15 protein-coding genes are annotated in these 12,590 nt (G+C 62.0%); 10 read left to right on the top strand and 5 right to left on the bottom strand.

The genetic code is table 11. The features are described from left to right. Positions 1 to 142: 142 nt before the first annotated feature. Both WB650_RS20720 and WB650_RS20715 read right to left on the bottom strand, forming a co-directional pair. Positions 143 to 1,399 (bottom strand): hypothetical protein, encoded by a 1,257-nt coding sequence (locus tag WB650_RS20720; RefSeq protein WP_422305493.1) that lies wholly within the window; start codon positions 1,397 to 1,399, stop codon positions 143 to 145. Positions 1,400 to 1,462: 63 nt separating this feature from the next. After that, the gene (locus WB650_RS20715) at positions 1,463 to 2,332 is read right to left on the bottom strand and encodes a sigma-70 family RNA polymerase sigma factor (protein WP_423961870.1); all 870 of its coding nucleotides are present in this window, start codon (positions 2,330 to 2,332) and stop codon (positions 1,463 to 1,465) included. A 444-nt stretch (positions 2,333 to 2,776) separates the two neighbouring features. Between WB650_RS20715 and WB650_RS20710 the strand changes: the two genes are divergently transcribed. Then, a complete protein-coding gene (locus WB650_RS20710; RefSeq protein ID WP_423961868.1) occupies positions 2,777 to 3,259 on the top strand; it encodes a YybH family protein in 483 nt (160 codons plus the stop codon). Positions 3,260 to 3,348: 89 nt separating this feature from the next. Further along, positions 3,349 to 3,576, top strand: coding sequence for a hypothetical protein (locus WB650_RS20705; RefSeq protein WP_422305487.1), 228 nt, complete (start codon positions 3,349 to 3,351; stop codon positions 3,574 to 3,576). Between the two features lie 77 nt (positions 3,577 to 3,653). On the opposite strand, the gene WB650_RS20700 is transcribed toward WB650_RS20705, so the two are convergent. Then, on the bottom strand, positions 3,654 to 4,169 hold the full coding sequence (locus WB650_RS20700; protein WP_423961866.1) for a hypothetical protein: 516 nt from the start codon (positions 4,167 to 4,169) through the stop codon (positions 3,654 to 3,656). A 271-nt stretch (positions 4,170 to 4,440) separates the two neighbouring features. Between WB650_RS20700 and WB650_RS20695 the strand changes: the two genes are divergently transcribed. From WB650_RS20695 to WB650_RS20665, 7 genes are all read left to right on the top strand, one after another. After that, positions 4,441 to 5,010, top strand: coding sequence for an RNA polymerase sigma factor (locus WB650_RS20695; protein ID WP_422305483.1), 570 nt, complete (start codon positions 4,441 to 4,443; stop codon positions 5,008 to 5,010). A gap of 5 nt (positions 5,011 to 5,015) precedes the next feature. Beyond that, complete coding sequence (locus WB650_RS20690) at positions 5,016 to 5,573, top strand: anti-sigma factor family protein (RefSeq protein ID WP_422305481.1); 558 nt, start codon at positions 5,016 to 5,018, stop codon at positions 5,571 to 5,573. Then, a complete protein-coding gene (locus WB650_RS20685) occupies positions 5,557 to 5,952 on the top strand; it encodes a hypothetical protein (RefSeq protein WP_423961864.1) in 396 nt (131 codons plus the stop codon). The genes WB650_RS20690 and WB650_RS20685 overlap by 17 nt, the downstream gene beginning before the upstream one ends. Beyond that, positions 5,952 to 6,533 (top strand): DUF3106 domain-containing protein, encoded by a 582-nt coding sequence (locus WB650_RS20680; protein ID WP_422305477.1) that lies wholly within the window; start codon positions 5,952 to 5,954, stop codon positions 6,531 to 6,533. The genes WB650_RS20685 and WB650_RS20680 overlap by 1 nt, the downstream gene beginning before the upstream one ends. A 127-nt stretch (positions 6,534 to 6,660) precedes the next feature. Further along, positions 6,661 to 7,236 (top strand): diacylglycerol/lipid kinase family protein, encoded by a 576-nt coding sequence (locus tag WB650_RS20675; RefSeq protein ID WP_422305475.1) that lies wholly within the window; start codon positions 6,661 to 6,663, stop codon positions 7,234 to 7,236. After that, entirely contained in the window at positions 7,124 to 7,633 is a 510-nt protein-coding gene (locus WB650_RS20670; protein WP_422305473.1) for a diacylglycerol/lipid kinase family protein, read from the top strand. The genes WB650_RS20675 and WB650_RS20670 overlap by 113 nt, the downstream gene beginning before the upstream one ends. Before the next feature lie 145 nt (positions 7,634 to 7,778). Next, positions 7,779 to 8,954, top strand: coding sequence for a hypothetical protein (locus WB650_RS20665; protein WP_422305471.1), 1,176 nt, complete (start codon positions 7,779 to 7,781; stop codon positions 8,952 to 8,954). Between the two features lie 144 nt (positions 8,955 to 9,098). On the opposite strand, the gene WB650_RS20660 is transcribed toward WB650_RS20665, so the two are convergent. Next, positions 9,099 to 10,631, bottom strand: a complete 1,533-nt coding sequence (locus WB650_RS20660) for a YifB family Mg chelatase-like AAA ATPase (protein ID WP_423961860.1) — start codon at positions 10,629 to 10,631, stop codon at positions 9,099 to 9,101. A gap of 141 nt (positions 10,632 to 10,772) precedes the next feature. Next, on the bottom strand, positions 10,773 to 11,600 hold the full coding sequence (locus tag WB650_RS20655) for a PaaX family transcriptional regulator (protein ID WP_422305370.1): 828 nt from the start codon (positions 11,598 to 11,600) through the stop codon (positions 10,773 to 10,775). A 36-nt stretch (positions 11,601 to 11,636) separates the two neighbouring features. On the opposite strand from WB650_RS20655, the gene WB650_RS20650 reads away from it, so the two are divergent. Further along, entirely contained in the window at positions 11,637 to 12,587 is a 951-nt protein-coding gene (locus WB650_RS20650) for a fatty acid desaturase family protein (protein WP_422305368.1), read from the top strand. Positions 12,588 to 12,590: the final 3 nt, after the last annotated feature.

Genomic DNA, 12,590 nt, shown 5'->3' with positions numbered 1-12,590 from the left:
ATTTGCATGGACCAGAAAATCACAGGCTAAAGCCTGTGCCACCAATGCCAGCGGCCGGCCCCATCGCGGGCAGTAGGTGAGGTTTCTGGGCGCAAGATGCGTGTGTACAAGGTCGCCGCTCACTTTTTCGAATAGTCTCGCGTCATTGCCGATGCCAGCTAGCGCCGCCGTCTGAGGTCGCAAAGCTTTGTCCGCCGGCGGTCGTGATTGTTGCGTCCTTCGCGCTGCTGGCTGACACCGCAGCGAGATTCTCCACAGTGGGTGCTGTGATTAGCTCCCAATGCTCGCCGTCGGTCGTGCGGATGATTGTTCCGCTGCGGCCCACTATCCAGCACACCGTCGCCGACGGCGCTGATCCCGCGATCAGGTCCGTGCTCACACCGCTGTGTTGCATGCGCGTCGCGCCGTCTGCGTCGCGTCGCTGCACCGCGCCATCCTTGCCGGCGATCCACGTGACGGATCCGCCGGGCGCCGAGACGGTAGCGAGCATCGGGGCGGACGACGCCGTTTCATTCAGGCTGAGCGCCGCTCCGCCGCCTGCCACAGCGCCGGACCCTGCGCCTACCGCAGCGGCGCGGGGAGCAAACGCACTTCCGTATGCCGACGCGCCGGCGTTCGGCGCAGCTGCACCGGGCGCCAGCGCACTGAAGGCTCTCACACCGGGAGCCTGCGCTTCTCTGTGTAATGCCTGCGAGGAATACGTACTCATCGCTTCGCCGCGCGCTGCGGACTCCGTCTTGGCTTCATTCATGGCGATCACGTTCGAAGCCGACGCCGCCGGTGCGGATGCGAGCGCGGCGGGCGGCGATTCTGGAGCAGCGGCAGGAACGGCAGGAGCCGCCGCGGGCGCCGGCGCGGCGCGATACATACCCTGAAGTTCGCGTTTGGCGATCGCGTTGCGCGCTTCATTCATCGCGAGCACGCTCGCAGCCGCTGCCGGTGCTGGCGCTGGCGCGGCAGCTTGCGCGGGCGGCGCGGGTGCCGGTTCCACGAATTCCGCATGCGGCGCTTCATTCTTCGCCATCGCGACTAGTTGATCGCGCTGCGGTTCCTCATTCGCGGGACGTCTTATCGCAATGAAGACGAGAACGGCTGCGACTGCGGCGAGCGCGGGGATCGCGATGCGCCATCTTCGATACCATGGAATTTCAGATGCCGCACTCGAGACGCGCGCGCTCTCCTCGGCGCGGGCGATATCCGCCAACATCAGCTGGCATCGCATGCAATCGGCGAAGTGGGTCTCGAGACGCTCGCGCTCCGTCGCGGCCAACGACCGGTCGCTGTACGCCGCGAGCGATTCCGCATCGGCGCATTCGGGGGTGGCAGGACCGGGCTGCGCGCGCATCGCATGGCGCAGAATCGGGTCGAGCGGATCGTTATTTCTATTGTCCGGCGTCACGTCGTCATAGTTCCCTACTCTTTGAACGAGCCGCAGCCGAAAGATTGCACGGTGCGTGTCGGTTCATTTGACGTCCGGGAGCGCGCGCGACAGATCGATCTGCAAATCGCCTGCAGCCCAATCATAACACAGCCGAATCTGGTCATGGCTCAGCTTGCCGCCGTCGTGCAGCGTGCGCTCGATCGCGAGTTTGAGCTGATCGCGCGTGCGTGCCAGCCGGCGCGACACCGTGGACTCGTGCTCGTTCATGAGGCGGCCAATTTCCTTGAGCGACAAATCATGCCGGTAGTAGTACGCCATCCGCATCCGATCGCGCGGCGCGAGCGACTTGAGCGCGGTATCGAGGGCCTTTCCCAGCATCGCGACGTAGCGCGCGCGGTCGGAGTCGGGCGCGTCGGCATGATCGTCGCCGGTCTGCGCCGCCTGCTCGACATGATCGTCCAGTGGCGCGAGACGGCTCTGAGAGCGGACGTAATCGACGTGGCGCTGCGCCAGCACCGCCCGCATCCAGGTCAGAAGCGAGCTGCGGCCGTGAAAGTAACTCAGGATCGAGCGGCGGCGGCCGTCGCGAACTTCCATCCCGTACATCTCGGCCCAAATCGAATCCGCGAGTTCGCGGCCGCGCGCCTCGTCACCGGCAATCGCGCGCGCGGCGGCATAGAGCGCCGGCCGGAAGCTGGTGATGAAGTGCTCCCACGGCGCGGATTCGCCCGCCTGGCACGTGATTGCGAGGCACAAGTCTTCGGCGTGAAGCGCGTCGATGAACGAATCGACGCCGCCTCGGTCAAGTACGCCCGCCGAGCGCGCACCGCGGTAGGCCGCATCGCGAAGGGCTTCGTCGCCGACGTTCCATCGCGCGCCGCCAGCGCGTTTGCACAGACGCGCGAGTGCGGGGGCGTACTGTGCGACGAATTCGGGAGGCGCTTCGCTCACGTTGATGGCCGTGCTGTCAGGATAGACAAGCGGACGTGCGCGCGAAATCGCCGCGGCGCAAGGAAACGGTATTCGGCTTCGAGGAGTCGATTGAAGGAAAATTGCGGAACAAGCGCGCCCGTCCGGTCGTGCGACGGGCGATCCGGGCTAGCCGGCGGTGGTCGCGAGGTAGTTGGCTACCATCAGCGCTCCGACCGTCAATGCCGATCCCAAGACAACGAATACAGCCATTCGTGCCATGCTGCTCATCGCTGACTCTCCTGGCGGAAGCCCATGAAAAGGCTGGCTTTCCGCCGCTGCGATCATTACCAGTCCTTATCCGGTAAATCAGTTATCGCGATACTGCGCGGTCGTCAAGAGGCATCGAAGCGGGCCGCAATTTTCGTGAAAGCCTGCCGAATTTGCTTGTTGATTCGGGATGGGAGAGAAATCGGAACGATGAAAATGATTGGCACACAAATTGGGGTGATCGTGGCAGGTCTTCTTGCGATGCTGTTGGTCGCGTCGCGCGCATCTGCAGTGGATGACGATTCGGCGGCCATACAGAATCAAATTCGCGTCGAGCTGGAGAAGTGGAAGCTGGATTTCAACGCCGCCGATGCGTCACAGGTGTGCGGGCTGTTTGCGCCGGATCTGATTTCGAATTTTCGCGGCCAACCGGAGGATACCTACAACTCTCTGTGCGCCAATATGCAGGCGGCGTTGACGGACCCGGCCAAGACCTATCACTACGATTTGGAAATCAAGGAGATCCTGGTCTCGGCCGACCTCGCAGTCGTAAGGCTGGTGTGGACGCTGAAGGTGCGCCCGAAACACGGCGGGTCCGAGGAGACGACGCGCGAACCTGGCATGGACATTTTCCGGCGCCAACCCGACGGTACCTGGAAGATATCGCGCTACATGGCCTACGAATCCCCAATGCCCTAGGCCGCACGAAGTCCCCGTCAGCGTAGACGGTCGCCTTGCTGCGTACTAAATTTGGCGCTGAAACATTCCAATTCGGGAGGAACGGTTGCATGCGCACAGTACTCGGCAAACCACGGGTCGCGACTGTTATCGGAATGTTGGTATTGGCGGGCGGGGTATCCGGTTGCAGCATGTTTTCGACGTCGAACGCTCCGGTAGATTGCGACGCAGTCTTGAATCAGGAACAGGCGGGGTTCAGTGACGCGAAGATCGCATCGGACCTCGGCGCATCGGTCGATAAGGTCGAGGCGTGCCACGGTCCTAAGACTAACCGTTAGGCAGGAAAGCCGTAAATTCAGGCGCCGAGCGATCTTTGTGATCGCTCGGCGCCTTATTCTTGCGGGCTAGTCCTTAGTTAGTGCTTTTGATCGTAGCGACGCTCGGCTGCCATGTAGCGGAACGGATGTGACTTCCAGTCGCGGCGCGCTATCGGATGATTCTCAAGGTACTCGTGCAGGCCTGGATGACTGTCGACGTATCCGCGATTGTCGACCAGCGCCGGGTCCTTCTCGAGCTGCTTCGACACTTCGGGATGCGAATCCATGTAGCGATCAGTCGTCGCCAGCGGATGTCCGTAGTGCCAGTCGTGGTGGCTGTCGTAGTAGCCCTCGCGCGCCATGAAGCGGTCCGGATGACTCTGCAATTCCGTTCGAACTTCCGGATGGTGGTCGAAGTAATCGTCGAGGCCCGGATGCGTCGCGAGGAATTGCGGATTGTCGACCAGGCGCGGATCGCGGCCGAGTTCCTGCGCGACTTCGGGATGTTCGTCCAGGTAGCCGTTGTCGAAGCGGCCGACCGGGCCGGCGAACGCGGTCGCACTAAGCGCGCCGACGAAGGCTATCGCCGCCAGAGCTGTGATGGATTTTCTCATGATTGATCTCCTGTTCTATCAACGCGCGTATTGCGCCGTGGTTGTTTCTGCGATGAGAGTTGGACGGCGAGCGTCGCGGATTCGTTTACAGTGTCTGGTTACGGTGCTTGAGATAGACAACCTAACCCCTGTCCCCTTCCCCAAGCGGAAGAGGGACCGAATATAAAAGGGCTTGTAAACGAACATTAAGGTTGTTTCGTCAAATGGGTCGGGAATTTGTTATATCGGTCGCGGGCCGACTTGTGATTGACGCGTCCCGGGACTGATTACGGTGGATCCTTCCGATGAGGAGCTGTGCAGCAGAATCGCCGAGCGCGATGCGGACGCATTCGAGCGCATGGTGGACCGCCATCAGGCGCGTGCGTACCGGCTCGCGTCGTCGATCCTCGGCAACGAGGCCGACGCGCGCGACGTCTCGCAGGACGCGTTTATCCGGCTGTACGAATCGGCCGGGCGCTTCGACGGTCGTTCGCGCTTTTCGACCTGGTTCTACCGAATACTGGTCAACTTGTGCATCGACCATCAGCGCAAGAACCGATGGTGGAAGCGACTCGCGCCGCTTGCGACTCCCGGCGGCGACGATCCCGATGAGCGCGCATTCGATCCGCCGTCGAGTGAGGCTGGCCCCGAGGACGAAGCGATGCTGAAGCAATCAATAAGCCGGCTTCGTCCCGCGCTCGCGAAGCTGTCGCCGCAGCAGCGCGCCGCGGTGTTGCTGCAGACCCAGGAAGGCTTCAGCAGCCGCGAAATTGGCGAGGTGCTCAAGTGTTCGGAGGCGACGGCGCGCGTGCATGTGCATCGCGGGATCGCGCAGCTCCGCAAATTGATGGCGAACGACTGACTACGATGACTACGGACCATCCGGATACCGAAATCGTTCCGTACCTGCGCGGAGAGTTGAGCGCAGATGAGCGGGCGCGGGTCGGGGCGCATCTCGAGGGATGCGCGCAATGCCGTGAGTCGGCTGACGCGTCGGCGGCGATGTTGGAGAATCTCGCGCGGGTGGTTGATGACGTCCGCGAGCCGGATTGGGCCGAGTACCGCGGCCAGCTCAAACGCAAGCTGCACGCGAGCCAGGCCGGGAGCGCGACAGTTCGGGGGCGGTGGCGATGGCGGCGCGAGGATCTTCGGTTGCCGGTCTTCGGCTGGCCATCGATGGCGGTCGGCGCGGCCGCGCTCGCGGTGCTTGCGATCGCAATCGTGATGCATCGCGGGGCGGGTAGCTCGCACGAGCCGGGCGTCAACCAGCTCGAGCTGCAGCAGGAGCTGAGCAGCGCGGACGTGGACCTGCTCGCCAATTATCACGTCGTCGAGCATCTCGATTTGCTCGAGAACTATGACGTGATCGAGCATCTGGACGAGCTGGGACCCGAGGACCGCCAGAACCATGAATCTCCGTCGTAAAGTGGCTGCGCTTGTGCTGATAGGGACGATGGTTGTGTGCGGCGAAGCGCGGCGGGCGTCGGCGCAGGACGCCACGCACGAGGCGCCACCGGATTTGAGAATGTTGATGAACCTCGACCTCTTCGAGCCGCGTCACAACAACGCGCAAGGTGCGCCGGCGGCGGCCGCGTCGCCGAGCGACGACTCGATGCTCGATCAGATACGCACGCTCGATGCGATGGGTTACCTGGGAAATCACGACGATGCGGACGCGGCTGATTTGCCGCCTGTCGGACCTGCGGCGGGCGCGGCGCCGGGTGCAGAAGACGTCGCGCCTTCGCAAGCGCCTCGGCAGATGCCGTCGAGCCGGCCGAGCTACGACGTCGAGGGGCCACAGTAATGACGGCGCGCAGGCGTATCGCGAGCGCGTTCATCGTCGCTGTGTTGATCTTCTGCGGATTTGCGCCGGCAACTCCCGCTTATGCGCAATCGTCATCGCCGCCCGCGCTATCGACGCCTTCGAGCGATGCCGAGCGCGCGCTCGCGACCCAGCATCCGAAGGAATGGGCAAACCTCACGCCCGATCAGCGTGAGCGCGTGGTCGAGAATTATCGGCGATGGCAATCGATGCGGCCCGAGGAGCGGCAGAAGATGCAGCAGAACTTCCAGACGTTCCGCAATCTGCCGCCCGAAGAACGCAAGCGAGTGCTCGAAGGATTGCGCAAGTGGCGCCAGCTTCCCCAGGCGCGACGCGATGAATTGCAGCATGACTACGCGCGCTGGCGGGGACTGCCGCCGGATCAGCGCGACCGGATGATGAAGCGATACCAGCAATTCGAGCAACTGCCGCCGGCGCAGCGCGAGCGAATGATGCAGAACTGGCATCGATGGCAGCAGATGACGCCCGAGCAGCGGCGCGACGCGCGTCGTCGGCTGGGATTATGGCGGCAGCATCCGCAGCAGCCTCGGACGGGAAATTAGGAACTTAATTAAACATGAAACCCGCCGTGGGTTTCATAGTTCCTTGGGCAACGGTAACCCCTGCACCTTAGTATTAATCTGCGGGCCTGATTGTTGATCTCGGCGCGGACTGATTTGTTAATGGCTAATGCGATTCAGCACGAACCGATGCGTCATCATCTACAATCCCCATGCGGGGAAGCTGAAGAACAGGGGTTCTGACCGGCTCGAACGCGCCCGACGTATTCTCACCGAAGCAGGCTACGAAGCTACTCTGGTTCCTACCGCCGGTCCGGGTGCCGCGGTCGGGTTGGCGCGGAGGTGGGCCACCGAGGGTGTTGGTTTGATCGTAGCCGCGGGCGGAGACGGCACTATCAACGAAGTCGCCGAAGGAATGGTACATTCTGCGGTGCCTCTTGGAATCCTGCCTGCCGGCACAGCCAACGTGCTTGCGTCGGAAACCGGTATGAGTTCGAACCTGGAAACCGCAGCCCGCGATCTTCTCACATATACACCGGAACGGATTTCGCTCGGCCGCCTCGATTTCAACAACGGCAGCCCAGCCAGGCGGCACTTCCTTCTGATGGCTGGCGTCGGCCTCGACAGCTCGCTTGATCTACAACCTCAGCGCGCCGTTGAAGACCAATCTGGGCAAGATGGCCTACTGGATAGCTGCCTTCAGCCTCATAGGTCGCAATTTGCAAGAGTTTTCGGTAAAAATTGACGACCGCGACTACCAATGCTCTTTCGCACTCGTGAGCAAGGTACGGAACTACGGCGGCGACCTGGAGATTGCGCGCGATACTTCGCTGTTCGATGACCAGTTCGAGGTGGTCCTGTTCCAGGGACAAAATTCGGTACGCTACCTGCGGTACTTCGCCGGCGTAGTGATGAACCGCTTGCAAGGCATGGAAGGGGTGCAGATACTGCGCGCTCGTAAGCTCCACGTCTCCTCGGTCGCGGATACTCGGGTCTACATGCAGGTAGATGGCGAATACGCGGGCCATCTTCCCGGCTCCATCGAGATCGTGAGAGATGCAATTACATTACTGCTGCCACCGCTCTATAGGCGACGTGTCAAACTCACCGGGTCGCGCATAGTTACCGACAACAAGGTATAAGACGAGACTGATCGCGAGGAGGGTTTTTAATTCTTTTGAGTCGGCTGTAAACGACCTTACACTTCGGCGCGTCTTACATTTCGAACCGCAAATTTTTTTACTCGATTGCAGGGGCAATCGACGTACAGGCAGGAGGAGTATCTGTATGTTTCAATTCCCAGGAAAATGGCCGGCAACTTTCCTCGCCGTGCCACTTGCGCTTGGCCTCGGAGCAGGATTGGCGCGCGCGCAAACCTTCGACGCACCGCTCGTGCAATGCAAAGCGGTCATGACTCCGGCCGCGCTCGCGTCCTGCGCGTCGGTGCAGGATCCGCTGAAGCGAGGCGGAGCGACCATCAGTGATGAAGGCGATGTGACGGTTATCGTCGTCGGCGCTGCCACCAACACCACCTACGCCGTCAGCCTCGTCTCGAACGACGGTACTCAGACCACCCCGATCGGAAACCTGAAGACCGGCGCCGGTGGAAACGGTGCGTTTCGAAAGGACGCATTTTTCAAATTCGGGACGGTCGGCGCCGGCAACGTGGTTCTGAGTAACGGCGGCGAGCAGTTCGTCACCGGGCTTTCAATTTCGAGCAACGGTCTCGAGTCGTCGCGCGACTTCCAGCCAGCCCTGGTACGTTGCACGGACGTGACGACTCCCGGAACTCTCACAGGTTGCGGCAGCGACTCTCTGACCTATGGCCATGTCGATGTAGAAAACGACGACGGCGCCATGTCGATCCATGTGTCGGGCGCCCGGCCCGCCACCAGCTATACCGCGATCCTGCTTTCTCCCGGAGGCACCTCGAAGTCGCTCGGGACACTCGGACCGACCAACGCAGCCGGGAATGGCACACTGGTGATGCCGAGTGAATTCACTCCGAGCACGATCGGTTCGGGATCAATCGTACTGCAGAACAGCGGCACCACCGAGTTCGTGTCCGGATTCAAGGTGGATCAGAAATTCGTACGGCCCAAAGTTTCGGCGTCTTATCTCGAGCCGTGCGGCAGTGTCACCGATCCGATCCTCAGCAACTGCGGGAGCGATCCTTTGGATGAAGGCTCCTACAGCGTGAACGCGGCCGGCGATATCAACGTGATATTGAAAGGCGCCAACCCGAGCACCAACTACGAGCTGTTCTTCCGGCCGCTGGACAACTCGGGCGACGTCGATACGAATATTGCGATAGCGACGAACGCGCTGGGCGATGCCGACACTGGTCTGAAGAGCTTCTCCGCTTTCACCAACAATACGATTGCCTCCGGAACCTTCGTGGTGAAGCATCCGGCGAGCGTGGATACTCTCGACCAGTTCGTGGCTGGGTACGAAATCCACTAGCGCTGGCAATCACGCAGATGCAGGCGGGCGGCTCGAGCGATCGAGTCGCCCGCTTCGTTTTTCATCCCTGTCTCTTGTCTCCCCCGAAGGGGAGATGTCGTCTGTAGGCGGACAGCTTTCGCGCATGGTGTTCAAAACACCACGCTAGGGAGTACTTCTGTCGAGCGAGCGATACTGTATCGCCTCGCTCACATGATGCGCCGCGATCGAGGCGGAGCCATCGAGATCGGCGATCGTGCGCGAGACTTTCAGGATGCGAGTGTAGGCTCGCGCGCTCAGGCCAAGCCGGTTGATCGCGAGCTCGAGCAGTCGCTCGCCGCCGGCCTCGATCTGGCAGTGCTGACGAAGATCGCTCGCACGCATTTGCGCGTTGCAGAAAAACGGCATCCCCTTGAAGCGCGCGAGCTGCGCCTCGCGCGCGCGGTTAACACGCTCGCGTATCGCGAGCGACGGCTCTCGCGCGACGCGGTCCGTCAGGTCCTTGTACTTCACCGCAGGCACTTCGATATGGATGTCGATGCGATCGAGCAGCGGACCCGAGATGCGCGAGCGATAGCGCTGAATCGCGATTGGCGAGCATGAGCATTCGTGCTGCGGGTCGGTGTAAAAGCCGCACGGGCACGGGTTCATCGCAGCGACCAGCATCACCGAGGCCGGGAACGTCAGCGTGCCCATCACGCGCGAAATCGTGATGCGCGCATCCTCGAGCGGCTGGCGCAGGACCTCGAGCACGTTCTTGCGGAACTCGGGCAACTCGTCGAGGAACAGCACGCCGTGATGTGCAAGGCTGACTTCGCCGGGGCGTGGAATCGATCCGCCGCCGATAAGGCCGGCGTCAGAGATCGTGTGATGCGGGCTGCGGAAGGGACGCGTCGTGATCAGCGCGCGGCCGTCGAGCAAGCCCATCACGGAGTGCACCTTGGTGGTCTCGATCGCCTCCTCGAAGGTCATCGTCGGCAGAATCGAAGGCAAGCGCTTCGCGAGCATCGTCTTGCCCGATCCGGGCGGCCCGATCATCAGGACGTTATGACCGCCGGCCGCCGCGACCTCGAGCGCGCGCTTGGCCTGCTCCTGTCCTTTGACCTCGCTGAAATCGACGTCGTAGACGTTGGCGTCGCCGAATGCGGTAGTGAGATCGACCGGGATCGACTGGAGCGGACGCAAACCCTCGAAGAATTCGAAAGCCTCGCGCAGACTCTCGACTCCGAGTACCGCCGTGCCCTCGCCAATAACGGCAGCCTCGGAGGCGTTCTCGCGCGGGAGCATCACGCCCGCGAACTTGGCCGATCGCGCGAGCAATGCGGTCGGCAACGCACCCTTGATCCCCTTGATACGCCCGTCAAGCGCGAGTTCGCCGAGAATCAGGTAGCCGCGCAGGCGCGCGCGATCCTTGAGCACGTTTTGCGCGGCGAGAATCCCCAGCGCCAGCGGCAGATCGAACGCCGAGCCTTCCTTGCGCGTGTCCGCGGGCGCGAGATTGATCGTCATCTTGCGCGTCGGGAATTCGAAGCCGGAATTTTTCAGCGCCGACTTGACCCGATCGAGCGCCTCCTTGACCGCGCCCTCGGCCAGCCCGACGAGGCGATGCGGCGGCACTCCCGCGCCAATGTCGATTTCAACTTCGACCGGAAACGCGTCCACCCCAACCAGCGCGCTCGATATTACGCTTGCGTGCAAAAATAGCCTTCGCTGCTAACAGCCAGTTGACACTAGCGCAACCAGCGTCCGCGAGCGATGATGGCACAGGCTTTAGCCTGTGGTCCCCAGCCTGGATTTGTATGAGGCCAGAAAATCACAGGCTAAAGCCTGTGCCACCAACTATTCCCGCGGCGAATGCGCGCGCATGAAGCGCCGCCAGATCTGTCGCGCATTCTGATCGTAGTCGGACATTACCCGAATCAAATTACTCAGCGCGCGCTGCGGCATCAGCTCTTCCGGCAGAACAGGATCGAGATTGATATGCCTGATGACGTCACGGCCCAGCACCATCGATTCCGCCGCGGCCGTATCCAGCGGCAGGCGATCGAGCTTGCCCTTGCTCGCGAGCAATTCGTCGGCCAGCGCGCGATACGTCGCGAGCATCGCAGCCGTGTCCCACAGGCTGGTCGCCTTCGCCCGCGCATCGTCGTCAAGATCGTCAAGGCCGATGACCAGCGCCGCGGGATGAAGCCCCAACGCGCGCAAATGCTCGCGCAATTCGGCTACCGAGTCGCGCAGATTTGCGGGACGAATCCATAGACCGCTTTGAAGTTCGCGAAATCCGCGCAGGCGCATCGCGCGTTCATGACGACGTAGCGCGGCGCGATCGCTGCGCGGGACGCTCGCGTCGAACACTCCTATCCACGCACCCGACCACGGCCTCGCGAGGTCGCCGAGATTCCGCCACTTGCGAACTTCATCGCGCATCGCCTCGCCCGACGGGCTCAAGCGATAGCGTCCGCGGCCGATGTTGGCGGCGACCGACTGCTCGACCAGCCGCGTCAGCGCCATCCGCAAGCTCTGCTCAGTGAATCCCAGCGCAATCCCGACGCCCGTAATTTCCTGCACCGACATCTCGCGTGGATATCGATTCGACAGGAAGTCGATCACCAGCTCGCGCGCGGTGAGGTGTCGCGGCACATAACGAGGATTTGCAATTGCTGCCATTCTTTGTTACATACAGATCCGTGATTGGAGGATATCATGTTCCAGGCGCGTAGCGTTTTCTCCGACGAAGAACTGCAGATGCTTAAGCGCAAGTCGCAGTGGCGCGCGGCATGGATGATATTTCACGCGTGGGCTGTGATCTTCGGCGCGATGGCGCTGTTCGTATGGTGGCCGAATCCGCTGACCTTCATCGCCGCGGTCTTGATAATCGGCGCGCGCCAACTCGGGCTCGCGATTCTGTCGCATGACGCGTCGCACGGCCTGCTGTTCCGCAACATGAAGCTGAACGACTTCGCCGGCACCTGGCTGACGGACTACGCGCTGTTCGGCGATATGTACGCGTACCGACCCTATCACGTTGCGGGGCACCATCGGTTCACGCAGCAGAAAAACGATCCCGACCTCGGGCTGACTGCGCCCTTTCCAATCACGCGCAGCAGCATGCGCCGCAAGGTGATTCGCGATCTCACCGGACAGACGGCCTACAAGCAGAAGGCGGCGCTATTTCGGCGCGCGTTCGGGCATTCCAACATGCCGGCCTCGCAGCGGCTCGCGATGGGATGGAAGCGGCTGCACGGCGCAATCGTCACCAACGCAATTATTTTCGCGATACTCGCGGCAACGGGACACTGGTTCCTCTTCTTCGCGCTATGGGTGCTCCCATACATGACGTTTCACGAGCTGGTCGTGCGCATTCGCAGCATCGCCGAGCATTCGATGGCGCCCGACAACGACGATCCGTTCCGCAACACGCGCACCACCCATGCGAACTGGCTGATGCGCGCCCTGGTCGCCCCCTACTTCGTGAACTACCACCTCGAGCATCACCTGCTGATGGCGGTCCCGTGCTACAACCTCCCGCGCGCCCACGAAATCCTGCTGGCAAAAGGCTACGCCCCCCGAATGGAACTCCAGCCCGGCTACACTGCAATGCTAGCGCTGGCAACCTCCAAGCCGGAGCTATCGCAAATCCAAGCCGCCGCATAATAT

Source organism: Binatus sp. (SeqCode) (genome assembly GCF_049584895.1).
In the GTDB taxonomy this organism is placed as follows: Bacteria; Desulfobacterota; Binatia; order Binatales; family Binataceae; genus Binatus.
The sequence above is the reverse complement of the archived record's forward strand: the minus strand, read 5'-3'. Positions and strand labels throughout refer to the sequence as shown.